22 protein-coding genes are annotated in these 21,596 nt (G+C 66.8%); 10 read left to right on the forward strand and 12 right to left on the reverse strand.

Annotated elements, in window-relative coordinates:
• Positions 1-4: 4 nt before the first annotated feature.
• The 5 genes from SMD10_RS01470 to SMD10_RS01490 are packed head-to-tail and all read right to left on the reverse strand — an operon-like array spanning position 5 to position 4,815.
• Positions 5-346: a DHCW motif cupin fold protein gene (locus SMD10_RS01470; protein ID WP_331683850.1), complete on the reverse strand. Its 342-nt coding sequence runs from the start codon at positions 344-346 to the stop codon at positions 5-7.
• Positions 343-1,917, reverse strand: coding sequence for a hydantoinase/oxoprolinase family protein (locus tag SMD10_RS01475; RefSeq protein WP_331683851.1), 1,575 nt, complete (start codon positions 1,915-1,917; stop codon positions 343-345). Before SMD10_RS01475 ends, SMD10_RS01470 begins: the two co-directional genes overlap by 4 nt.
• Positions 1,914-3,035: an S-methyl thiohydantoin desulfurase family protein gene (locus SMD10_RS01480; RefSeq protein ID WP_331683852.1), complete on the reverse strand. Its 1,122-nt coding sequence runs from the start codon at positions 3,033-3,035 to the stop codon at positions 1,914-1,916. Before SMD10_RS01480 ends, SMD10_RS01475 begins: the two co-directional genes overlap by 4 nt.
• Positions 3,032-3,703 (reverse strand): AroM family protein, encoded by a 672-nt coding sequence (locus tag SMD10_RS01485; RefSeq protein WP_331683853.1) that lies wholly within the window; start codon positions 3,701-3,703, stop codon positions 3,032-3,034. The genes SMD10_RS01480 and SMD10_RS01485 overlap by 4 nt, the downstream gene beginning before the upstream one ends.
• 35 nt (positions 3,704-3,738) lie before the next feature.
• On the reverse strand, positions 3,739-4,815 hold the full coding sequence (locus SMD10_RS01490) for a nitroreductase family protein (RefSeq protein WP_331683854.1): 1,077 nt from the start codon (positions 4,813-4,815) through the stop codon (positions 3,739-3,741).
• 455 nt (positions 4,816-5,270) lie between these two features.
• Between SMD10_RS01490 and SMD10_RS01495 the strand changes: the two genes are divergently transcribed.
• From SMD10_RS01495 to SMD10_RS01535, 9 genes are all read left to right on the forward strand, one after another.
• Positions 5,271-6,041: an aspartate/glutamate racemase family protein gene (locus tag SMD10_RS01495; RefSeq protein ID WP_331683855.1), complete on the forward strand. Its 771-nt coding sequence runs from the start codon at positions 5,271-5,273 to the stop codon at positions 6,039-6,041.
• Positions 6,042-6,053: 12 nt separating this feature from the next.
• The gene (locus tag SMD10_RS01500) at positions 6,054-6,974 is read left to right on the forward strand and encodes an ABC transporter permease (protein ID WP_331683856.1); all 921 of its coding nucleotides are present in this window, start codon (positions 6,054-6,056) and stop codon (positions 6,972-6,974) included.
• Positions 6,974-7,780: an ABC transporter permease gene (locus SMD10_RS01505; RefSeq protein ID WP_331683857.1), complete on the forward strand. Its 807-nt coding sequence runs from the start codon at positions 6,974-6,976 to the stop codon at positions 7,778-7,780. Before SMD10_RS01500 ends, SMD10_RS01505 begins: the two co-directional genes overlap by 1 nt.
• Before the next feature lie 36 nt (positions 7,781-7,816).
• Positions 7,817-8,944: an ABC transporter substrate-binding protein gene (locus SMD10_RS01510; RefSeq protein WP_331683858.1), complete on the forward strand. Its 1,128-nt coding sequence runs from the start codon at positions 7,817-7,819 to the stop codon at positions 8,942-8,944.
• A gap of 68 nt (positions 8,945-9,012) precedes the next feature.
• Complete coding sequence (locus SMD10_RS01515) at positions 9,013-10,083, forward strand: ABC transporter ATP-binding protein (protein ID WP_331683859.1); 1,071 nt, start codon at positions 9,013-9,015, stop codon at positions 10,081-10,083.
• A gap of 30 nt (positions 10,084-10,113) precedes the next feature.
• Positions 10,114-11,655: a hydantoinase/oxoprolinase family protein gene (locus tag SMD10_RS01520; protein ID WP_331683860.1), complete on the forward strand. Its 1,542-nt coding sequence runs from the start codon at positions 10,114-10,116 to the stop codon at positions 11,653-11,655.
• Between the two features lie 11 nt (positions 11,656-11,666).
• Complete coding sequence (locus SMD10_RS01525; RefSeq protein WP_331683861.1) at positions 11,667-12,755, forward strand: S-methyl thiohydantoin desulfurase family protein; 1,089 nt, start codon at positions 11,667-11,669, stop codon at positions 12,753-12,755.
• A 3-nt stretch (positions 12,756-12,758) separates the two neighbouring features.
• Positions 12,759-13,841 (forward strand): S-methyl thiohydantoin desulfurase family protein, encoded by a 1,083-nt coding sequence (locus SMD10_RS01530; protein ID WP_331683862.1) that lies wholly within the window; start codon positions 12,759-12,761, stop codon positions 13,839-13,841.
• 78 nt (positions 13,842-13,919) lie between these two features.
• Positions 13,920-16,532, forward strand: coding sequence for a LuxR C-terminal-related transcriptional regulator (locus SMD10_RS01535; RefSeq protein ID WP_331683863.1), 2,613 nt, complete (start codon positions 13,920-13,922; stop codon positions 16,530-16,532).
• 66 nt (positions 16,533-16,598) lie between these two features.
• Here SMD10_RS01535 and SMD10_RS01540 read toward each other — a convergent pair whose 3' ends face one another.
• The 7 genes from SMD10_RS01540 to SMD10_RS01570 form a co-directional block, all read right to left on the reverse strand.
• On the reverse strand, positions 16,599-17,024 hold the full coding sequence (locus SMD10_RS01540) for an organic hydroperoxide resistance protein (protein ID WP_331683865.1): 426 nt from the start codon (positions 17,022-17,024) through the stop codon (positions 16,599-16,601).
• Between the two features lie 217 nt (positions 17,025-17,241).
• Positions 17,242-17,832 (reverse strand): DUF308 domain-containing protein, encoded by a 591-nt coding sequence (locus SMD10_RS01545; RefSeq protein WP_331683866.1) that lies wholly within the window; start codon positions 17,830-17,832, stop codon positions 17,242-17,244.
• Between the two features lie 148 nt (positions 17,833-17,980).
• Positions 17,981-18,454, reverse strand: coding sequence for a hypothetical protein (locus tag SMD10_RS01550; RefSeq protein WP_331683868.1), 474 nt, complete (start codon positions 18,452-18,454; stop codon positions 17,981-17,983).
• 281 nt (positions 18,455-18,735) lie between these two features.
• Entirely contained in the window at positions 18,736-19,323 is a 588-nt protein-coding gene (locus SMD10_RS01555) for a TetR/AcrR family transcriptional regulator (protein WP_331683870.1), read from the reverse strand.
• Between the two features lie 110 nt (positions 19,324-19,433).
• Entirely contained in the window at positions 19,434-19,844 is a 411-nt protein-coding gene (locus SMD10_RS01560) for a nuclear transport factor 2 family protein (RefSeq protein WP_331683871.1), read from the reverse strand.
• Entirely contained in the window at positions 19,841-20,005 is a 165-nt protein-coding gene (locus tag SMD10_RS01565; protein WP_331683872.1) for a hypothetical protein, read from the reverse strand. The genes SMD10_RS01560 and SMD10_RS01565 overlap by 4 nt, the downstream gene beginning before the upstream one ends.
• On the reverse strand, positions 20,002-20,391 hold the full coding sequence (locus tag SMD10_RS01570; protein WP_331683873.1) for a nuclear transport factor 2 family protein: 390 nt from the start codon (positions 20,389-20,391) through the stop codon (positions 20,002-20,004). The genes SMD10_RS01565 and SMD10_RS01570 overlap by 4 nt, the downstream gene beginning before the upstream one ends.
• A 431-nt stretch (positions 20,392-20,822) precedes the next feature.
• Between SMD10_RS01570 and SMD10_RS01575 the strand changes: the two genes are divergently transcribed.
• The gene (locus SMD10_RS01575; protein WP_331683874.1) at positions 20,823-21,395 is read left to right on the forward strand and encodes a cupin domain-containing protein; all 573 of its coding nucleotides are present in this window, start codon (positions 20,823-20,825) and stop codon (positions 21,393-21,395) included.
• Positions 21,396-21,596 lie beyond the last annotated feature (201 nt).

Consider the following 21,596-nt stretch of genomic DNA (forward strand, 5'->3'; position numbering starts at 1 on the left):
ACTCTCAATCGACGATGAAGAGCTTCACGCCGGTCGCCGTGCGTGACGCATGCGCCTCCGCATCGTCGGCGACCTGATAGCTCATGCCCGGCTTGAGCCGGAACACCGAGCCATCCTTGAGATGGGTCTCCAACTCGCCCTCCAGGCAGTAGATGACATGGCCCTTGACGCACCAGTGATCGGCGACGTAGCCGGGCGAGTATTCCACGATACGCACGCGAATGCGGGCCTCGCCCTCGCCGAAATACTGGGTCCGCCAGAGAGCGTGGCCAACCTCGCCCTCGTGACGAGTCGGCTCGACCGTCTCCCAGTCGACGACGGTCAGGGGAAATCCGGAGAGCTTCATGCGGGCGATCCTTTCGTCTCTGCAGAGGGGGCGCCGCCGATGGCCGAGATGCGGCCCGCCACCCGGGCGCGGACGCGCAGCGCCCCGCCCGGCAGATAGGCGAGCGGCATATCCTCGACCTCGACGGTCACCAGGCCGTCGCGCTCGGCGCCGGCCGCCACCGCCCGATCCTGAGCCTGGGCGATGGCGGCGGCCATCGCCTCGTCCCGCGACAGGCCGGAAAACACCTGGTCGGTCTCGCCGGAAACCTGGGCGATGGCAGCGCCCACCGCATTGGCGCAATCGCCATGCTCGACACGGCGAACCTCGGAGACGCCCGCCAGCCGATCCGGCACCAGGAAAGCGCCGCCCCCGACCGCGAGCAGCGGGACCTCGCCGCTGCCCGTCTTCATCCGGTCGACATTCTCCTCGACCTGCCGGCGGGCATTCGCCAGGGCGCCCTCGACCACGGCGGCGGGGATCTCGGCGACGCGCGAGCGATCGCCGAGATCGAGCAGGCCGGCGGCAACCGCGATGTCGCTCGCCGTCATCTGGTCCCCGCCGAAGATCATCGCCTTCTCGGGCAGCCGGAAGCCGACCGATTGCGGCCCGACGCGCGGCGGCGTTCCCTCGACGTGGCTGCCGCCGCCGAGACCGATCGACAAAAGGTCCGGCATCCGGAAGAGCGTGCGCACCCCGCCGACCTCGACCACGGCGTTGGCCTCGCGGGGGAAACCGTTCTTCAACTGGCCGATGTCCGAGGTCGTGCCGCCGACGTCGATGACCATCGCATCGTCGAGGCCCGACAGGTAGGCCGCGCCGCGCATCGAATTGGTGGCGCCGGAGGCGAAGCTCATCACCGGGAAGGCGATGGCCAGCTCGGCCTGCATCACGGTGCCATCGTTCTGCGTCAGATAGAGCGGCGCGTCGATGCCGCTCTGCGCGATGGCGGAGCGGAACGCGTCAACCGTGGCCATCGCCAGATCGTGCAGCGAGGCGTTGAGCAGCGCCGCGTTCTCGCGCTCCAGAAGCCCGATGCGGCCGAGATCGTGCGACAGGGTGACCGCCACGTCCGGGCAGATCTCGGCGAGGACGTCTCGGGCGGCCAGTTCGCAGGAAGGATCGAGCGGAGAGAAGGACGAACTGACGCCGACGGCGCGCACGCCGGCATCGGCGATGGCGCGAGCCGCCGCCTTCAGCCCGGCGATGTCGAGCGGCATGAAGGGCCGGCCGTCATAGTCGTGGCCGCCTTCCAGCATGAAGACGCCGCCGTCGACCATCGCGGCGAGATCCTGCGGCCAGTCGCAAAAGGGCGGCAGCGAGGCCGAGGCCGGCATGCCGATGCGAATCGCGGCGGTCTTCATCAGATGGCGGCGCTGCACCACCGCGTTGATGAAATGCGTGGTGCCGATCACCACCGCGTCGATCCTCCCGGTGCCGGCCGGGTCGGAGCGCACCGCCGCCAGCGCGGCGAGGATGCCGCCCGTCACGTCTTGCGTGGTCGGCCGCTTGACGGCGAAGACGACGCGATCGTCTTCCAGCAGGACGGCGTCGGTGTTGGTGCCGCCCACGTCGATTCCGATGCGTCTCATGAGGCGGCCCGATGCGATTCTGCGAAGACGGAAACAAAGTCGAGGTCATAGCCGAAGGCGCGCGGGCCCACGAAGGAAAGCCCCCGTTCGGAGGTCAGCACGTCGGGCGCCGGCATGGCGAGGATCGAGACGCGCTGGCCGTAGCGGATCGTCTCGGTGCCGATGCCGTTGCCGTCGACGCTGTCGAGGACGCAGATCAGGTCGGGGCTGGTCGCGATAGCGCGCCCCTCTGGGCGAGGACCGTCCCAGGCGACGACCCATTCGTTCTGAAACGATAGCGTCAGCTCCGAGCCCTTGTCCTGGTCCATGCCCTCAAGCCGCGCAGTGCCGCGCAGGAAACCCTCAGTGGTGCGCCGTTCCACGTCGGCCACTTTGCCGGCAAACAACCTCTTGGCGCTTTCTGAGCGGATCAGCGCCTCGATCGGATCGTCGTGGCGGCGCTTCGCTTCGGCCAGGGTGCGGCCGATGCCGATCGCCTTGGACGTGGTGAAATGGATGCCCCATTGCTTGATTTCGGCACCGGTGCGCGGCGCCTTGCAGGTCGAGCTGGTGGATCCCATCTCGGTGCACACCTTGCGGCCGACCCGTTCCACCCACTTCCAGCTCGGTGCCTTCTGGATCACCACCTCGATGCCGCGCGGATCGCACAACACGTTGGGCACGGGCGCGAGATCGCCGATCGCCGACGACGTCATCTGCGCCTCCGGATAGGCGCGCCCCATGAAGTCGGCATCGACGACGGGGATGCCGAGATGGGCGGCGGCCATCAAGGCCTGAACGCCGTTGCCGCCGCCGATCTCAACCGACATCACGGCATCGAACTTGAAGCCCAGATACTCCTCCTGCACGCGCACGGCGCGGGCGGCGTTGCGGCTGTCGGCCAGCCGTTCCTGCCCGACCAGCGGCGCGCCCATGTTGGAGACGACGGCGACATGGGCATCGTCCGGCAGATCCATCGGCGACATCAGGCGGACGCGAATGCCATCGGCATAGAGGCGGCGCATGTTGAGCAGCGCCAGATAGGGGCTGCCGCCGCCGCCGGTGCCGAGCACCCAGGCGCCGACCGCCAGATATTCGATCTCCTCGGCGGAGAGTTCCCGCGACGGCAACCCGCTCATGCGACGAGTTCCTGCATCATCCGGGCCGTGGCGCTGACGGCGAGCACCACCGGCCCGTCGAACTGGCGGCGCAGCCGCGCCTTGTCCGTGGAGCTGTAGCCCATGCAGTCCATGACGATCATGTCGGGCTTTCGCGCCACCAGGGTCTCGACCACTTCGTCGATGGTGGCGTCGTCGGAACCGGGCTGTAGCGCTTCGGCGACCACGTCGACGCCGTCGCGGTTCCAGCGCTCCGTCATCGTTCCGACCTGCTCGGCCAGCGGCACCAGAACGCCTAGACGCCCGCGGCGAAAGCTGGTGCCGACGACGCCGAGGAGCACGCCGGACGGGAGCAGCAGCACGCCGTCGTAGCGCAGATGCTCGAAGCTGCCGGTGCAGGCCAGATAGGCGACGTCGATGCCTTCGGCAGACAGTTCGTCGAGGCGGCGCTGAACGCCGGCATGGACCACCGCCTTGGAGATCGAGACCGGCGTGCCGTCGGCCAGGCGCGTGAACAGCGCATCGTCGTCGCTGACGGGTTGCGCCGCTTCGATCTCCGGCCGGCTGAGGTCGTCCAGGGCGCCGCGCTGGACGATGGCGAGATCGCCGGGCACGATTCGGCGCAGTTCGGCCTCCGTGTCCTGTCGCGGCGCCTGCCCGATCAGGATCAGGGCAACGGTCTTCTTCATGATGTCTCGTCTATTTCGGTTTCAGGGAAGGGCGCTCAGCCGCGCAGAGGTAGGTTCATCGTCAGGCATTGCTCCAGCGGCTCGCGCTGCGAGACGGGGACCTGGAGCGATTCGGGCAGATTGCCGAAGCCGATCATCGTCGCCACCAGAGAACTTTCCGGGATGCCGGTCAAGGCGCGAAGCTCCTTGTCGCGGCGATGCTCCTCGCCCCAGTTGAGCATCACCGCACCCAGCCCTTCGGCATGGAAGCCGTAGGCCAGGCTCATCGCGAACATGCCGGCGTCGACCCAGCCCTGATAGCGCTCCTCCACCTCATGCCAATGGGTGAGTTCGCTCGCCACCACGGCGACGCCCGCGATCTGATCGCCGAAACCGCGATTGCCGGATTGCAGCGCCAGCACCCGGCGCACCAGGGCGGGCTCCGTCCAGATATAGACCCGGCAGGTCTGCCGGTTGCAGCTCGACGGCGTCTGCTGGGCGACACGCACGGCGCGATCGATCTTTTCCTGCGCCACCGGTCCAGGCGCATATTGCCGGATCGAATGGCGGGCCTCGGCGAAATCGAGGAAGTCCATCATGCCACGCCGCTGGATCTCCTCGCGCGTCACCACCTCCGAGCCGCCGCGAAGGCCGCTGGCCGCCGGTGCCGGCAACTGGGCCAGCCGCGCCTTCAGCCAGGCGAGGTCGACGTCCGCCCCATCGTTGAAGGCGATATAGGCTTCCAGCGTGCGGATCATGATTTCGGCCGTGGAGTCCGCTTCATACCGCGCGCAGTAGGTTTCCAGGTCGGCGATCAGCGTCTCGACGCGATCGAGACCGAAGCCCCGGCGCGGATCCTTCAGCGACATGCCGTATTCGAGAAAGTGGCCGGTCATGTGCATCCGGCCGCGCAATTGCTCGCGCTCGCGCGCGCCCGTCAGGAAGGAGTGCGTCCAGAAACGATGGGCATCGTAAAACACGTTGCGCCCGAGGCTGGCCATGAGGCGCAGCCGCCGGCTCAGTCCGAGGCGAGGCGTCGCCGGGCGTGCGGGAACCGTGGACGACGTGGGCTTCGCGCCGCTCTCCACCGTTCGCGGCTGCGACGAGGTGACATCGGATTGAAGGGTGGACATGGCAAACCTGTCGACCTGCGGGGTGAAACGAGGGCCGAAGCCATCTCCTGGCCGCACGGACCCGTCGCGGTCTCGACAACGCCCCGGCCTGGAAACGAACGGCATGAACGGGCACCGAGTGCGCGCCGCCGAGGCCAACATTCAACACTCTCCGCAGCTTAGCAACGATCGCGCGGGCCGCGCGAGACCTCCGCAGCCCCAGGTGTCGAGGTGTCGAGGGAGCAGATGCCTCGCAGGCGCGATGCAAAACTGGGCATTCTGCCGAGACCTTGACCGATGGCGGCCAAATCCCGGGTTCGACGACGGGCGACCCTATCCGAAAGGATGGGCCACGGCCGCAGCCGGGCTTCGCCGCCACTCCTCCGATAAGCCGGCCCCCTATCTGAATTCCGGGATTTCCAGCTGCCGCCTTGTCGCTCACTCTTCGGCTTATCGCACAACGAAGAGGAACGGCGATGCTGCCTGAAAGCGTTCACGTCCGCGTTGTTTCGCCCATCACCACCAAGGGGTTCCGCCGGGTCGAGGACCTCGAAGCGCTCGGCGGTGCCGGTCTGATCGTCAGCGGTTCGCAGATCGACGAGGGGCCGGGCTCGATCGAATGCGAGTTCGAGGCGGCGATGTCGGTGCCCGACACCATTCGCAAGATCGTCGAGGCCGAGCGGGAGGGCGCGGACGCCGTCGTCATCGACTGCATGGGCGATCCGGGTTTGCGCCCGGCCCGCGAGATGGTGCGCATTCCCGTGGTCGGACCCTGCCAGGCGGCGATGCACGTCGCGGCCATGCTGGGCCACCGCTTCAGCGTCGTCACGGTTCTGCGCCGCCTGCGCAGCCAGTTCGAGAACGCGGCCGCCGTCTACGGCCTCGCCGGCCAGATGGCCTCGGTGCGGCACGTCGACATCCCCGTTCTTGAGCTCGAAAAGGATCTCAATGCGACAACCGCCGCCTTGATCGAGCAGGGGAAGCTCGCGGTCGAAGCGGACGGTGCCGAGGCGATCATCTTCGGCTGCACCGGCCTGTTGGGCTGTGCCAGCGCGGTGAAGGAGGGACTCGCCGCCCTCGGCATCGACATCCCCGTCATCGACCCCATTCCCAACGCGGTCAACGTGGCGGCCTCGCTCGTCCGCTCCGGCCTGACCCAGAGCGCGCTCACCTATCCGGCGCCTCCGGCCAAAGAGCTCGTCGGCTATCCGGCCCTGAAGGCCGCCCTGCCGATCGCGGCCGAATAGAGGACCGGACCGATGGCGCTGCCCGACACCATGGCTCGAAGCGAGAACCGCAGGACGGCCAGCAACGCTGCGCGGCCGCCGCTCAGCCTGCCGTTCTGGCTCCTGGTCGTCCCCGCCGCGCTGTTCTTCCTGGTCTTCTTCGTACTGCCGACGGTCTCACTCTTCGCCATCTCCTTCAACAAGAGCATCGCCGGCGTCGTCACCTTCACCTCGCAGATCACCGCCGCCAACTATGTGCGCATCTTCACCCGGTCGATCTACTACGGCGCGATCCTGCGCTCGGTGGGCATCGGCGTGCTGGTCTCGCTGATCTGCCTTCTACTCGGCTACCCGCTCGCCTACGTCATCGCCAAGACGCGCCATCCGGGACGCAACGCACTGCTGATGATCCTCGTGCTCTCGTCGATGCAGCTCGACATGGTCATCCGTCTCTACGGCCTGATGGTGCTCCTCGGCGACAACGGCCTGATCAACGCCGCGCTGCTGGCGTCGGGCGCCGTCAGCGAGCCGCTGCCGCTGATGTACAACCTCTTCGGCGTCGTCGTCGGGCTGGTTCAGGTGACGCTGCCCTTCATGGTGATCTCGCTGATCGGCATCATCCGCGCCATCCCGCCCTCCTATGAAGAGGCGGCGCGCTCGCTCGGCGCCTCGCGCGGCGCCGCCTTCCGCACCATTATCCTGCCGCTGTCGATGCCGGGCATCCTGTCGGGCTCGCTGCTCGTCTTCGCCCTGTCGATCTCCTCCTACGTGGTGCCGGCGCTGATCGGCGGCTGGAAGGTCGTCACCCTGCCGATCCACATCTACCAACAGATCGCCGAAGCAGGCCGCTGGCAGTTCGGGGCGGCGGTCGCCGTCGTGCTCTTCGTGACCAGCCTGATCGCGGTCTTCATCTATCAGCGCGCCGCCGCGCTCTCCTCGGGAGGGCGCGCCTGATGCGGGACGACGAACCCATCGCCCTGCCGTTCAAGCTGGGCGCCGCCTTCGCGCTCCTGGTGCTCCTGGTTCCGGTCGCGATCGTCATTCTGACTGGGCTGAATTCCGGCGACTACATGACCTTCCCGCCGCAGGGGCTGTCGCTGCGCTGGATTAAGTCTTTCCTGACCTCGCCCACCTTCGTGCCGGCCTACATCTTCTCGTTTCGGCTGGCGCTTGCCGCGACCCTGGTCGCGACGATCATCGGCACGGCCGCCGCGCTCTGGCTGGTGCGCACGAATACCGTCTTCGCCAAGGCGTTGCGTGGGCTCTTCGTCCTGCCGCTGGTGCTGCCGGGCGTCGTCCTGGGCCTCGCCCTCTACGTCTTTTTCACCACCAGCGGCATCGGCCTGGCGCGCACTTTCTGGGGCCTGCTCATCGGCCATGTCATCGTCACCACGCCGCTGGTGATCGCCACGGTCTCGGCTTCGCTGGTCGATTTCGACCGGTCGCTCGAGGACGCCGCCCGCTCGCTCGGCGCGACGCCGTTCGGCGCCTTCCGGCGCATCACCCTGCCGATCATCTCGTCGGGAATCGGCGCCGGCGCGCTCTTCGCCTTCATCGTCTCGTTCGGTCAGTTCGAGGTGTCGCTGTTCCTGGCGACCCCCGACCAGCAGCCGCTGCCGATCGCCATCTACACCTCGCTGCGCTACCGCTTCGAACCGACGGCCGCGGCCGCCGGCATCTTCGCCATCCTGCTCGTCGTCACCTCCACCATCCTCTCCGCCCGCCTCGTCAACTTCCGCCGGCTGTTCGGCGGACGCTGAGCCATCCGTCCTCTCGTCGACAAGGAACCCGATCGAATGACCGACACGCCTGAAAAGTCCTTCATTGCGCCGAACCGTCGGCAGATTCTGAAAGCCAGCGCGGGCTTCGGCCTGGCGGCGACCGGCGTCAACCTGTTCGCCATCAATCACGCCTGGTCGCAGGACGTGACCTATGACGGCACGCCGTTCGACGCCGGCGGTGCGACGATCACCATCGCCGAATGGGGCGGCTTCTGGCAGGAAACCATGCGCAAGCTCCTGCTCGACCAGTTCGAGAAGGACTTCAACTGCAAGGTCCAGTACGACAGCTCCTTCCCGTGGTTCCCGAAATTCGTCGCCGGCGGTCCGAAGGACCCTGCCTTCGCGGTGACCAACTGGAACCTGCCGGAGATGTTCAAGACGGCCGGCGCCGGCGACTACTTCCTGCCCCAGGACGAACTGATCGCCAATGTCCCCAACGCCAAGGGGCTCTGGCCCTTCGCCTCGCAGAACAAGCTCGGCCTGACCTGGGCGTTCTCGCGTTACTGCTACGTCTACCGCACCGACACCGGCGTCGACGCACCGACCTCGTTCAAGGATTTCTGGGACGAGCGCTACGCCGGCAAGCGCGGCACCTACGTCACCACCAACACGCTGCAGATGATGTTCTTCCTGGTGGCCGCCGGCGCCTTCGGCGACGACCAGTACGATCTGGAAGCCGGCTACGAGGCCATGCGCCAGGCCGTGCCGATGAAGATCAGCGACTTCACCGGCAACATGCAGGCCCTGGTGGAGCGCGGCGAGGTCGAGATCGCCGTCCAGAACGATGGCGAGGTCTATCTGCAGAAGACCAAGGGCGTGCCGGTCGACGTCTATCTCTGGGACGATCCGCGCCCGGCGCTGACCCAGACCAAGACGGTCAGCCGCTACCTGGATCCGACCGAGAAGAAGCTGGCGCTGGCCCTCGTCGACCGCACCATGGACCCGGAGTTCCAGACCGCCGTCGGCGAGGTGTTCTTCTATCGCCCCACCGCCAAGGAGGCCAAGCTGCCGCAGGGCCTCCTCGACCAGGGCGTCACCAACGACGAGAACGCGCTGGCCGGCATGTGGATTCCCGATTGGCCATCCTACCTTGAAAACGAGGACGACGTGGTCGAGACGGTCAACGAGATCTTCGCCTCCTGACCGACCGGGCGCCGGCCGCCGCCGGCGCCCATTCTCCAAAGAAGCCCGTGCTTCAGGAACCCTCCGCCGTGACCGACATCCGCCTCATCAAGCTCACCAAGGCTTTCGGCCCCTCGCGCGCCGTCGACAACGTCGAACTGCACATCCAGGACGGCGAGTTCTTCTCGCTGCTCGGGCCTTCGGGCTGCGGCAAGTCGACGACGCTGCGCATGATCGCCGGCTTCGTCGCCCCGAGCGAGGGCCGCGTCTGGTTGGGCCAGGACGACGTCACCGACCTGCCGCCGGAGCGGCGCGACATCGGCATCGTGTTCCAGAATTACGCGATCTTCCCGCACATGAACGTCGCCGACAACATCGCCTTCGGCCTGAAGATGCGGAAGGTCGCCAAGGCCGAGATCGCCTCGAAGGTCGCCGCCGTCTTGGAGCAGGTCGGCCTCAAGGGCTACGACGGTCGCTATGCGCGCGAACTCTCCGGCGGCGAGCAGCAGCGCGTGGCGCTCGCCCGCGTGCTCGTCACCGAGCCGCGCATCCTCCTCCTCGACGAGCCGCTGTCGGCGCTCGACAAGAACATGCGCGAGGAGATGAAGTTCTGGATCAAGGATCTCCAGAGGTCGCTCGGCATCACCACCGTCTACGTCACGCACGACCAGGACGAGGCGCTGACCATGTCCGACCGCATCGGCGTGATGGAGCGCTCCAAGCTGGTGCAGGTGGGTAGCCCGGAGGAAATCTACGAGCGCCCGAAGACGCTGTTCGTCACCAGCTTCATCGGCCATTCCAACATCGTCGATGTCGCCGTGGTGAATCGCTCGGCGGAAAGCTGCCGCGTCGCCTTCGCCGGCCACGAGTTCGAGGCGCCCACCGCTGGCCTGCCCGACGCGCAAAGCCGGGCCAAGCTGGTGGTGCGCCCGGAAAACGTCATGGTCGACGCCGCCGCCCTGCCCGCCGGCGCCATCCCCTTTCCGGCGACGGTGCTGGCCGAGACCTATCAGGGCCCGATCGTGCGCTACCGGCTCGATGTCGGCGGCCAGGAGATCGTGGCCGAACGCCAGAACCAGATCCACCAGCAGCGCTTCGCCCCCGGCACCGCAGTTCTCGCCGGCTGGGACCCGAGACGCTGCGAGGCCCTTGCCGGCTGATACACCCCTTCTACGAACAGGAATCAACGGATGCGGATCGGAATCGACGTCGGCGGCACCAACACGGATGCCGCCCTGATGGACGGCTTGCGCGTGGTCGCGGCCTGCAAGTCGCCGACCACGGCGGACGTCTCGTCGGGCGTGGTCTCGGCGCTGCGCCAGGTGATGAGTTCGAGCAGCGTCGAGGCGTCGGCCATCGAGGCGGTGATGATCGGCACCACCCACTTCACCAACGCCGTGGTGGAGCGCCGGCGCCTGCTTCAGGTGGCGGCGATCCGGCTGGGCCTGCCGGCGACCAAGGCGCTGCCGCCGATGACCGACTGGCCGGAGGACCTTGCCGCAACGCTGGGCCGGCATCGCTACATGGTGCATGGCGGTCACGAGTTCGACGGCCGCGAGATCGCGCCGCTCGACGAGGCCGAGATCGCGCGCATCGCCCTTGAGATCAAGGCGAAGGGCCTGAAGACCGCGTCGATCACATCGGTCTTCTCGCCGGTGACGCCGGTGATGGAGCAGCGCGCCGCCGAGATTCTCCTGAACGAAATTCCCGATCTGAGAGTCTCGCTCAGCCACGAGATCGGCCGGGTCGGCTTCCTGGAGCGCGAGAACGCGGCGATCATGAACGCCTGCCTCGCGGACCTGTCGCGCCACGTCGTGGCGTCCTTCCGCCAGGCGCTGCGGGACATGGCGATCACCGCGCCCTTCTTCGTCAGCCAGAACGACGGCACGCTGATGACGCCCGACCATGTCGAGCGCTATCCGGTGCTCACCTTCGCCTCCGGCCCGACCAACTCGATGCGCGGCGCCGCCATGCTCGCCGGCGAAAAGGAGGCGATGGTCGTCGACATCGGTGGCACCACCTCCGACGTCGGCATGCTGATGCAGGGTTTCCCGCGCGAATCCGCCGTCGCCGTCGATATCGGCGGGGTGCGCACCAACTTCCGCATGCCCGACGTGCTCGCCATCGGTCTCGGCGGCGGCTCGCTGGTGCGCGACGAGGGCCGGCGCATCGGTCCGGACTCCGTCGGCTACGAGATCACCTCGAAGGCCCTGGTCTTCGGCGGCGACACGCTGACCACCACGGACATCGTCGTGGCCGCCGGCCTGGAGGACATCGGCGACCGCTCGCGCGTCGCCCATGTTCCCGCGGCGACCGTCGAGAATGCGCTGGACACCATGCACCGCATGGTCGACGAGGCCGTCGACCGGATGAAGACCAGCGCCGATCCCCTGCCGGTGGTTCTGGTCGGCGGCGGCTCGATCCTGGTGTCGCGCGATCTCCCGTCGGCGTCCAAGGTCATTCGCCCCGAAAACGCCTCGGTCGCCAACGCCATCGGCGCGGCGATCGCCCAGGTGGGCGGCGAGGTCGACCGCATCTACTCGCTGGAAGGCACCTCGCGCGACGCGGTGCTGAACGGCGCCAAGGCCGAGGCCTCCGACAACGCCCGCCGCGCCGGCGCGGCGGCCGAGACGGTGAAGATCGTCGACATCGAGGAGGTGCCTCTCGCCTATCTGCCGGGTTCGGCGACGCGCATCCGCGTCAAGGCCGTCGGCGATCTGGTGATCGGCTGAAGGGGCGTGCGATGAAGCTCGACGCGAACGATCTGAAGGACCTCGCCGTCGGCGCGGCCTTTCTCGGCACCGGCGGCGGCGGCGACCCTTACGTCGGCCGGTTGATGGTCCAGCAATGCCTCGACGAGGGACTGGAGGTCGAGTTGATCGACCCCTCCGAGGTGCCGGACGAGGCGCTGGTGATCCCGACCGCGATGATGGGCGCGCCGACCGTGCTGGTCGAAAAGATCCCGAGCGGCGAGGAGGCGGTCAACTCGCTGCGGCGCCTGGAGGCCCATCTCGGCCGCAAGGCCTTCGCCACCATGCCGATCGAGATCGGCGGCATCAACTCCACTATTCCGCTGGTCGTCGGCGCGCGCTGCGGCCTGCCGATCGTCGACGGTGACGGCATGGGCCGCGCCTTTCCCGAACTCCAGATGGAAACCTTCGGCGTCTACGGCGTCTCGGGCAGCCCGATGGTCGTCTCCGACGAGGACGGCGACCAGACGCTGATTCTCGCTCATGACAACAAGAACATGGAGTGGCTGTCGCGCGGCGTCGCCATCCGCATGGGCGGCTGCGCCTACATCGCCGAATATTCGATGAGCGGCGCCGACGTGAAGCGGACCTCGATCCCGCGCACCCTGTCGCTCGCCATGCGCATCGGCCGCTGCCTCCGCGAGGCCAAGAGCCGGCACATCAACCCGTTCGAGGCGCTGCTGGAGCTCCTGCCGCAGACGCTCTACCATCACGGCCGCATCATCTTCACCGGCAAGATCACCGACATGCAGCGCGAGACCCGCAACGGCTTTGCCATGGGGCGGGCGTGCATCGAGGGCCTGGGCGCCTTCTCCGGCGTGATGGAGATCGAGATCCAGAACGAAAACCTGATCGCGCGGGTCGGCGGCGAGGTGCGCGCCATCGTGCCCGACCTCATCTGCGTCATGGATTCAGAGACGGCCGAGCCGATCACCACGGAAAACCTGCGCTATGGCCAGCGCGTCCTGGTGATGGCGGTGGCGGTGCCCGAGATCATGCGCACGCCCGAGGCGCTCGCCGTGTTCGGGCCGAAATGCTTCGGCCTCGACCATCCCTTCGTCCCGATCGAGAGCATGGCCTGAGCGATGGACGCGATCACCCTTTCCGACCTCGACGACCTTGCGGCCGGCGCCGCCATTTTGGGCACCGGCGGCGGCGGCGATCCCTATATCGGCAAGCTGGTGGCCAAGGCGGCGATCGAAGCCTCCGGCCCGGTGCCGCTGCTGGCGCTCGACCAGGTGCCCGACGAGACCTTCGTCATCGCCTGCGGCGCCATGGGCGCGCCCACCATCCTGATCGAGAAGTTGCCGGGCGGCGACGAGATGGATCTCGCCTTTTCCGCCTACGAGCGCCATACGGGCCAAGCGATCCGGGCGGTGATCCCGTTCGAGGCCGGCGGCGTCAATTCGACCGTGCCGCTGGCCATCGCCGCGCGGCGCGGCTTGCCGGTGATCGATGCCGACGGCATGGGCCGCGCCTTTCCCCAGCTCGAGATGGAAACCTTCAACGTCTACGGCGTGCCGGCAGCCCCGGTCGCCGTCGCCGACGAGAAAGGCAATGTCTCGATCATCGAGACGCTGGATGCCGCCAAGTCGGAATGGATCGCGCGCGGTCTCACGATCCGCATGGGCGGCCAGTCCTATATCGCCAATTACGGGATGACCGGCGCCGAGGCGCGGCGGGTCTCGGTGCCTGGCACCGTGTCGCTCGCGGTCGGCATCGGCCGCACGCTGCGCCAGGCCAAGGCCAAGCGCCGCGATCCGCTGGAAGCGCTGATCGACTTCTTCGCCGGCACCCACTACGAGACCGCCCGGCTGATCGGCTCGGGCAAAGTCGCCGACGTCTCGCGCAAGGTCGAGAACGGCTGGTCGGTGGGCATCGCGCGTATCGAGCCGTTCGCGGCCGGCGCCGAGCCCATCTTCATCCGCATCCAGAACGAAAACCTGGTCGCCGAGCAGGGCGACGAGGTTCTGGCGGTGGTGCCGGATCTCATTTCCATTCTCGATGCCGATACCAGCGAGGCGATTCCGACCGAGCGGCTGCGCTATGGCCAGCGCGTCAACATCCTGGCGGTGCGGGTGCCGGAGATCATGCGCACGCCCGAGGCGCTCGCCGTGTTCGGGCCGGCCGCCTTCGGCCTCTCCCACCGCTACCAGCCGCTCGCCTGACACGCGGCCCTTGCCATACCGCCGCCGATGGCCCCATCCTGCACCGATCGGTTTCTTCGAGAGCAAGGTGAGGACGGCATGGCAAAGACATCCACGGGTCTCGCCGAGCGGCTGAGGCCGCCGCGGCGTGTCCCCGGCGGATGGGACCGGCCGTTCCTCCAGGAAAAGCTGCTGATGGGGTTGGAGGGGCAGCTCGTCCTCGTCTCCGGTCCCGCCGGCTACGGCAAGACCGAGCTGATGGCCTCGGTTCTCGACATCCTGCAGGGTCAGGGCGAGCAGGCCGCCTGGCTATCGCTGTCGCCCGCCGAGACCGAGGCCGACGCGCTGGGCCTGGGGCTGGCCACGGCGTTCGGCTTCACCGGTCCAAGGTCGGAGGTGCCCTACCGGCTCGACGAGGCCCTGGAGGCGATCGCCGCCATCCCCACAAAGCGGCTCGCGCTGTTCCTCGACGGCGCCGAGCCCGGGCATTGCCATTCGCTCGGCGCCCTGCTGCGGCACATGCCGGACAAGCTGCGCCTCGTCCTGGCGACGCGCGGCGAGACCGGCATTCCCTTGTCGCGCCACCGCATGCGCGGTCTTCTGACCGAGATCGACGCCGCCGATCTGGTCTTCACGCGCTCCGAGATGCGCCGCCTGATGGGCCAGCTCAACGTGCCCGAGTTCGACCGCTTCCAGCAGCTGACGCTGGGCTGGCCGGCGATCGCGCGCCTGGCGGCGGCCCGGCTTTCGTCAAGCCTTCAGGCCGACGAGCGCGAAAGCCTGCTGTCCGGCACCCACCGGGACTACCGGGCGTTTCTGCGCGAGGAAGTGTTCGTTGGTCTCGAGGACGATGCGGCGAAGCTGCTCGGCGCCTCGGCCTGTCTCGACGAGATACCGCCGGCCCTGGCGCATCGCCTCGCCGGTCTGGGCGAGGCCAACGCGGCCGAGCGGCTGGAGCGACTGTTTCCGCTGATGACCGCCCTGCCCCAGCGGCCCGGCTGGTTCGCGCTTCACCCGCTGGTGCGCGCCGTGCTCGCGGCCGAGGCGGACGCGGGCGATCTCCGACGGCACCATTCCCAGGCCGCCGGCTGGTTTGCCGCCCATGGCCAGATCGAGAAGGCGGTTCGGCACGCCGGACAGGCCGGCGATTTCGACCTTGCCGTCGAAACCATCAAGGCGGCGGGCGGCGTCGACGTATTCCTGCGGTTCGGCTACACGGTGCTCAGGCGGCTGGTCCGCGACATTCCGCCGGACGTCATCCATGCCTCGCCGGGCCTGCGGCTCTGCTCCGCGCTGGTGCTCGCCAAGGAGGGCCAGATCGCCTCGGCGCGCGAGGTCATCGACGAGTTGAAGGCGCTCGCCCGCGAAGAGGGACTGGCCGACATCCCCGAACGCGTCCTGATCCACATCGACAGCCTGATCGACATCTACGAGGACTGCCTGTTCGGCGACGAGCAGATCGACAAGCTGGAGGCGAGCGTCCGCTCCTATCGCCTGAAGGACACCTGGGAGCGCGGCTGGCTGCACAACCATCTGTGCATCGCCCACACGCGGCAGGGCAATCTGCGGCTGGCGCGCCTGCATGCGCTGAAGGCGCTCGACTGCTATCGCGAGGAGGAGGCCGCCTACGCCCAGGCCTTCATGCTGATCCACCTCGCGCTGGTGAACCTCCTGGGTGGGCGCCTGGCGATGGCGACGAACTATGGCCGTCGCGCTGAGGACCTGATCCAGCGCACCCAATGGAGCGACGACAACCTTCTGTCGATCGCCCGCATCCCGATGGCCGAGACCCTCTACCAGCAGGGCGATATCGAGGCCGCCGACGCCATCCTCGCCGAGGCGATGCCGATCGTCTCGCGGGGCGAGGGCTGGGTCGACGTGTTCGCGCGCGGGTTCGTCACCTTCGCCCATTGCCGGCTGCGGCTGAAGGGGATCAACGCCGCGATGGCCGTCGCCGACCAGGCCGAGGAGGTCGCGCAGGAACGCTCGCTGCCCCGCCTGCAGCTCGTCACCGACATTCTGCGCATCGAGCTCTTGACCGAGGCTGGCCTGTTGGCGGCGGCGACGGAGCTCGCCTGCCGGCTGCCGGACGTCGCGGACGAAACCGCCTGGCCGGCCCGGCGGGAATGGCGCCACGCCCAGATCGTCCTGGCGCGCCTACGCCTGCGCTGCACCGACATCGAGGGCGCCGGAAGCGATCTCCAGGCTTTTCTGGCATCCAGTACCGAAGAGGACGACGCCCTGGTCGGCCTGACGGCGGAAATTCTTCTGGCGCAGGTGGCGCACGAAGCCGACGACATTGCCGGCGCCCTGCGCCACCTTATACGCGCCATGACCGCCGCTCAGCCGCAGGAGCTGATCCAGCCCTTCGCGGTCGAGGGCGAGCCATTTCGCGACCTGGTGCGGGCCGTCGTGCGCCGGCACGGCCTGACGGCGTTCAGTCCGGACGCGGCGATGTTCATCAACCGCATCGTGGCGATCGGCAACGACGGCCTGCGCGCCCAACGCACGGGGATGCTGTCGACACGCGAGGCCGATGTCCTGACCCTGCTGGCAGCGGGGCGCAGCAACAAGGAAATCGCGCGCGAACTCGGCATCACCGAAGCCACCACGAAGTTCCACCTGAAGAACCTTTTCGCCAAGCTGGGCGCCAGCCGCCGCACCATGGCCGTTTCGGTGGCCAAGACCATGGGTCTTCTCGACGCGGACTGAGACGGGCCAGCTTTCGGCCGTTTCAGCACGCGACCGGCGCACGGCCGGAAGCCGGCCCCCTATCCGTCATGCGATCGACAGGCGCACTTCGATGTTGTTGCGGGTCGCGTTGGAGTATGGGCAGACTTGGTGTGCCGTATCGACCAGGCGTTGGGCGTCGGCCTCGGCAAGGCCGGGAAGCGCCACGACGAGATCCACCTCGAGGCCGAAGCCACCCTCGGACCGCATGCCGATCCCGACCGTGGCCGTCACCGACGCCTCGTTCGGCACTCGCAGCTTGAGTTGGCTGCTGACGGCTTTCATCGCGCTCAGGAAGCAGGCCGAATAGCCTGCGGCGAACAGCTGCTCGGGATTGGTTCCCTCGCCACCCGGGCCGCCGAGTTCCTTCGGGCTCGATAGATTGACATCAAGCCTGCCGTCCTGCGTGCGGCTGCGGCCTTCGCGACCGCCGGTGGAGACGGCCGAGGTGCGATATTTGACGTCCAGAGACATGAGTTCTTCCTTTTTCAACGATTGCAGATTTGTTCTGCGACTGGGTTGATCGGGCAGACCGCCACTGCGGCTGCGACTTTCACCGCCTTGGCGGGATACAATCCGAAAGGCGGCGTGCTCGCCTCCGGCAAGACTGAGGAGGCGAAACATCGGTGTGTCGGCGTCTGGCGATGCGTACGGGCGACGATCGAAATCTTCGCTCGCCCGTGCGGTTCTGTCAGACCGACGCGGTCGCCCTGGCGCGACGGGCTTCGCTCACGGTCAGCCAGATCGCCGAGACGAGGAAGTAGAACGCCCCGAATGCCGCATAGGGCGCGATATCGACGATGCCGAGCGGATTGGGACCGCCCGCGATCTTGATCATGAAGCCGCTGGCGAGAGCGGATTGCGCGCCGCTGAGGATCATCGCCCATTGCGCGCCGTAGGCCGTCCAGCGCCGGACGGCCGTCGCCAGTTGGAGAAGGCCGGAAAGGGCGGCCCAGACGCCGAACACGACGAGCACGGCGCCCCAGCCGTGAGCCAGCGCCAGCGCCACCGCGACCGTGGTCAGGATGCTGACGGCGAGGTTCAGCATCTGGCTCTTGTTGCGGACGAGACCGCCGCTGCGACGCGCATCCAGATAGTTCGCGATGGCGTCCCACGCGGGATAGGCCACCAGCAGGATCGCCGCGGTCGGCGGCGCGCTCTTGCCGATGGTGAATGCGGCGGCGACCCAGGCCACCGAGACGCCGAAGCGAATGAAATAGTACCGTCTGAGCCAGCTCGGCGAAGATGGAGCCGGCCGATCGTCGATGGCTTGGAACGACATGACGTTTCTTTCAAAAATAACCTACTAGAAGGTAGCCCATAAGGTCAAATCAGCGTCGGCTCTGTGCGCTCGGGCGCCAGTTCGGCGCGTGTTTGACCCTGTGATGGCCGTCGATCATTGGTTGGCAAACCTGGCTGACGACGCGGCGCTAACCCAGTCGGCGCAAATGGATGATCTGGGCCGTCAGACCGACGATGAGGAAGACGAGCAGGCTAGCCTGGGAGCCGAGGAGGAGCGGCGCTTGTGGATCGGTGACCAAAGGATTGCCGTCGGGGACGCGGGTCAGGATTTCGGTGACGGTCGGCAGCATCAACAGAAACGCGGTCAGGCTCAGGAAAATCGTCTCGAGGTATCTGCCCCAGCGGCCGCGGGTCGGAACACGCCCGATGCCGTATCCGGCAACCAGCAGAATGATCGTGACCACGCCGATGACGTAGCTCACCGGCTCATGGGCGACCAGGAATACGGTGATCGCGCCGATCATCATGAAGACGAAATAGGCTATCCCGGCCTTCGAGCGCGGGACGATCCGACCGTAGCGGGCGAACATGTAGGCGGCGAGCGGAATGGCGGGCAAACTGCCAAGCGTGTGCACCCAGCCGATCGGTGAAATTCCGAACATTTCGGTCTCCTTGTTCTCTGATATCCGTGCATCGGCGCGTCGGACTGCGTCCGCCCCGTGTGGGCGACGATCGCAACGGCCTAAGGATTGTCGGGTTGGATGCGGCCTCATTCGGCCTCAGGTCCGTGGCACCAGCGGTCTCCGCAGCCCTCTCCCAGAGGCCGCCTTTGCCTCCGCTGCAGGCCTTTGAAGCTGGCGGCCGCCTAGGATAAGGTGGCGCGCGTTATCTACCGACTAAATGGTAGATTGTAAGGGCATAAGTCTGCCCGTCTTCGTGTCCCTCACTGTCGAGTGGCGGAAAGCCTTTCGATCAGGGGGCGGGTTATGGCGGCGTAGATCGAAGGATCGCCGTAGGCACGCGCCGACAGCATGGCGCCGTGTACCGTTGCGATGAAGGCCTCCGCCTCGGCCTGCGGGGAGCCGGCGAGGCAGAGCGATCCCTCCTCTGCGCCGCGCTCCATCAGCGACGTGACCCACGCCGAAAACAGGCGAAAATAGGCCCTGACCTCCACGACGATCTCCGGGGGCAGCGCGGGTATTTCGCTGGCAAGCAGAGCGCACACGCAGAAGGACCGGGTTCCGTCGGCGATGCAGGCCGCCCAGTATTCGGTATAGGCGCGAAGCTGATCGGCGGGTTCGGGGTAGTGGCGTCCGAGCTCCGCGGTCGCCAGTTCCGCATTTTCGCGATACCGCGCCACGAGCGTCCGGACCAGATCGACCTTGCTGGGGAAGTGGTGGTGTATGCTCGCTTTGCGGATGCCGACCACCTTGGAGATGTCGGCATAGCTGAAACCGTTGTAACCGCCTTCGATGATCAGCGAGCGGGCACAGAGGAGAATGTCGTCTGAGGTGCTTGTCAGATTGCTCATGCGCACCTCTCTACCTTCTAGTAGGATGACCGTCAAGCTGCAAAAATCCATGCTCCCATTTTGTTTATCGCCTCGTCGTCACGACCCGGGGCGTCGACCGCCAAGGATCGCTAATCGGCGAACAGCGCGATCATTTTGGCCGTGTCGTAATAGCCCCAGATTTCCTTGATGCCGCCGTCCAGAATATGAAAGACCCAGCAGTAGTCCATGCTGAAATCGGCACCGTTCACGCCAACGCCGCCGCGCGACTGAAAGCGCACACAGGCCATCTCGCCGTCCACCAGCATGCTGATCGGAGTCAGCTTCGGGCTCTGGGCTATCCGCTCGTGGAGCCTCTCCAGCACCTGCGTGCGATAGATGTCCTTGCCCTCGTAGCGACCCGAGATGGGGGATTGTCCCATCGCGTTGAAAACCACGTCGTCGCGCAACGTCGCAAGAAAGCCGGATCCCCATCCCTCCCACGCCAGCACGCCGAAAAGCGTATCGAGAACGGCGCGATTCCGGTCCTCGAGCGCGCTCATGCTCCGGCTCCGGCTCCGTCCGCCTGTGGTGCGTCGAAATAGACCCCGTCCAGACCCTTGCGCAGCAGCTCCTGATGCGGATCGGAACCGTCGACGGGCAGCAGCGTACGCTTGGCGATCTGCCAGCGGCCGCCGTGTTTTTCCAACTCCCAACGGTTCACCACCGCGCAGTGGATACCCCGTGGTTGGGCAGGTTGCGCGGCGCGCCCTCGTGATCGAGATGGACGATCTGCAGGTACGAAGTCACCACCGCGTGATCGCCGCGCAGGTCGACGAGCGGAAGCCCCGTAAAATGGGCGAGCCCGCCGCGCCGGGCCGCATCGTGTTCGGGCCGCTGGATGAAGGCGGCGATGTCCTCTGCTCCCCGCGCCCCGTCCAGCGTTGGACCGCGATCGAAGACGCCGTCCTCGCGGTAGACCGAACGAGTATAGTCGGCATGTCCCGTGTCCGCGCTGGGCGGATGCGATGCGATCAATTCGTAGATGGCCAGTTTGTCCTCGATGATCCCCAGCCTGGTGTCGAGATCGGCCGTCGCTTGCGTCGTCATGGTTCGCCTCGGTTTTGTGAACGTGCGCCCCGAAGATGGGCATCGAGCCTCGAATATCAATTAATATGAAGCATTTTGACTCTAAATTTTTACCGTCTCGCTCACAGCAGGGCGATCGGCGCGATCGATCGCCAGCGGTCGGTCTGGCACGTTTCCGATTTATCGAAGCGTTCGGCCACCCCGGCGAACTCACCCTTCGTGGGCGTCGGAAGGCCTGACGCCGGATGGTTTTTGCTGGAGGCACAGGCGGCGGGGCCGGCCGCCCCCCGTCATGGAAGGGGGATCGCGCGGGTTCTGCCGCCGGCCGTGGAACACGACCCCGCGCGCATATTAATCGAAGCAGGCACCGCCGGCTTGGCTCAAATCACGAAAAATCGCGGCAAACGACGTCGAATTTGCTACATCTATAGGAGGCGAAGGGGACTTTTGGAATGGATTTCGACGTAGGCGCACGGTTGCGGGACGTTCGTCGCGAGGCAGGACTGTCGCAGCGTGAAGTTGCCAGGCGCGCAGGCGTACAGCACGGGATGATCTCGATCATCGAGCAGAACAAGAGCAGCCCCTCGGTCTCGACCCTGCGCAAGGTCTTGAGCGGCATCCCGATGAACCTGGCTCAATTCTTCGAGGCCGATACCGGGGCCTCCGACAAGATCGTGTTTCGCCGATCGGAACTCGTCGAGCTCGCGGGGCGCCTGCCGGCGGAGCGCCTGGCTCGCGGCCGAATATCGATCCTGCAGGTCGGCGATGCGATGGCGCACAATTTGCAGCTTCTCTACCAGACCTACCAACCCGGCGCCGATACCGGAGAGGAGATGTTTCAGCACGAGTCCCACGAGGGCGGAATCGTCCTGCGGGGAAAGCTCGAACTGACCGTCGGCGATCAGACAACGGTTCTCGAACCGGGCGATGCCTATCTCTTCGATAGCCGAACCCCGCATCGCTTTCGCAACGTCGGTGACGAACCGCTGGAGTTCATCGCCGCGGCGAGCCCATCCTTCCTTTGAGAGAGAATGCGCTCTGCGTCGCTCCAGCGACGTCCTGCTGACACTCCTCCAAGACGAAAAAACCCCGCCGGAGACAGGCTGTGTGGAAAGCCGGGCAAATCAGATAGGATGGCCGCCTTGGGAACAGGGCGGCCATTTTCATGGGATATATCGTCGGCGAGGATCGGGAGCAGGTATCGCTTCTGCCGTCACGGATCGAAG

The organism is Consotaella aegiceratis, from assembly GCF_036541425.1.
Lineage (GTDB): Bacteria > Pseudomonadota > Alphaproteobacteria > Rhizobiales > Rhizobiaceae > Consotaella > Consotaella aegiceratis.

What these genes read in the sequence shown, in the direction of transcription:
- SMD10_RS01485 (WP_331683853.1), bottom strand. Translation starts at nt 3,703, where the DNA reads ATGAAGAAGACCGTTGCCCTGATCCTGATCGGGCAGGCGCCGCGACAG.
- SMD10_RS01540 (WP_331683865.1), bottom strand. Translation starts at nt 17,024, where the DNA reads ATGTCTCTGGACGTCAAATATCGCACCTCGGCCGTCTCCACCGGCGGT.
- SMD10_RS01470 (WP_331683850.1), bottom strand. Translation starts at nt 346, where the DNA reads ATGAAGCTCTCCGGATTTCCCCTGACCGTCGTCGACTGGGAGACGGTC.
- SMD10_RS01490 (WP_331683854.1), bottom strand. Translation starts at nt 4,815, where the DNA reads ATGTCCACCCTTCAATCCGATGTCACCTCGTCGCAGCCGCGAACGGTG.
- SMD10_RS01545 (WP_331683866.1), bottom strand. Translation starts at nt 17,832, where the DNA reads ATGTCGTTCCAAGCCATCGACGATCGGCCGGCTCCATCTTCGCCGAGC.
- SMD10_RS01520 (WP_331683860.1), top strand. Translation starts at nt 10,114, where the DNA reads ATGCGGATCGGAATCGACGTCGGCGGCACCAACACGGATGCCGCCCTG.
- SMD10_RS01570 (WP_331683873.1), bottom strand. Translation starts at nt 20,391, where the DNA reads ATGACGACGCAAGCGACGGCCGATCTCGACACCAGGCTGGGGATCATC.
- SMD10_RS01500 (WP_331683856.1), top strand. Translation starts at nt 6,054, where the DNA reads ATGGCGCTGCCCGACACCATGGCTCGAAGCGAGAACCGCAGGACGGCC.
- SMD10_RS01505 (WP_331683857.1), top strand. Translation starts at nt 6,974, where the DNA reads ATGCGGGACGACGAACCCATCGCCCTGCCGTTCAAGCTGGGCGCCGCC.
- SMD10_RS01555 (WP_331683870.1), bottom strand. Translation starts at nt 19,323, where the DNA reads ATGAGCAATCTGACAAGCACCTCAGACGACATTCTCCTCTGTGCCCGC.
- SMD10_RS01525 (WP_331683861.1), top strand. Translation starts at nt 11,667, where the DNA reads ATGAAGCTCGACGCGAACGATCTGAAGGACCTCGCCGTCGGCGCGGCC.
- SMD10_RS01475 (WP_331683851.1), bottom strand. Translation starts at nt 1,917, where the DNA reads ATGAGACGCATCGGAATCGACGTGGGCGGCACCAACACCGACGCCGTC.
- SMD10_RS01480 (WP_331683852.1), bottom strand. Translation starts at nt 3,035, where the DNA reads ATGAGCGGGTTGCCGTCGCGGGAACTCTCCGCCGAGGAGATCGAATAT.
- SMD10_RS01575 (WP_331683874.1), top strand. Translation starts at nt 20,823, where the DNA reads ATGGATTTCGACGTAGGCGCACGGTTGCGGGACGTTCGTCGCGAGGCA.
- SMD10_RS01550 (WP_331683868.1), bottom strand. Translation starts at nt 18,454, where the DNA reads ATGTTCGGAATTTCACCGATCGGCTGGGTGCACACGCTTGGCAGTTTG.
- SMD10_RS01530 (WP_331683862.1), top strand. Translation starts at nt 12,759, where the DNA reads ATGGACGCGATCACCCTTTCCGACCTCGACGACCTTGCGGCCGGCGCC.
- SMD10_RS01560 (WP_331683871.1), bottom strand. Translation starts at nt 19,844, where the DNA reads ATGAGCGCGCTCGAGGACCGGAATCGCGCCGTTCTCGATACGCTTTTC.
- SMD10_RS01535 (WP_331683863.1), top strand. Translation starts at nt 13,920, where the DNA reads ATGGCAAAGACATCCACGGGTCTCGCCGAGCGGCTGAGGCCGCCGCGG.
- SMD10_RS01495 (WP_331683855.1), top strand. Translation starts at nt 5,271, where the DNA reads ATGCTGCCTGAAAGCGTTCACGTCCGCGTTGTTTCGCCCATCACCACC.
- SMD10_RS01510 (WP_331683858.1), top strand. Translation starts at nt 7,817, where the DNA reads ATGACCGACACGCCTGAAAAGTCCTTCATTGCGCCGAACCGTCGGCAG.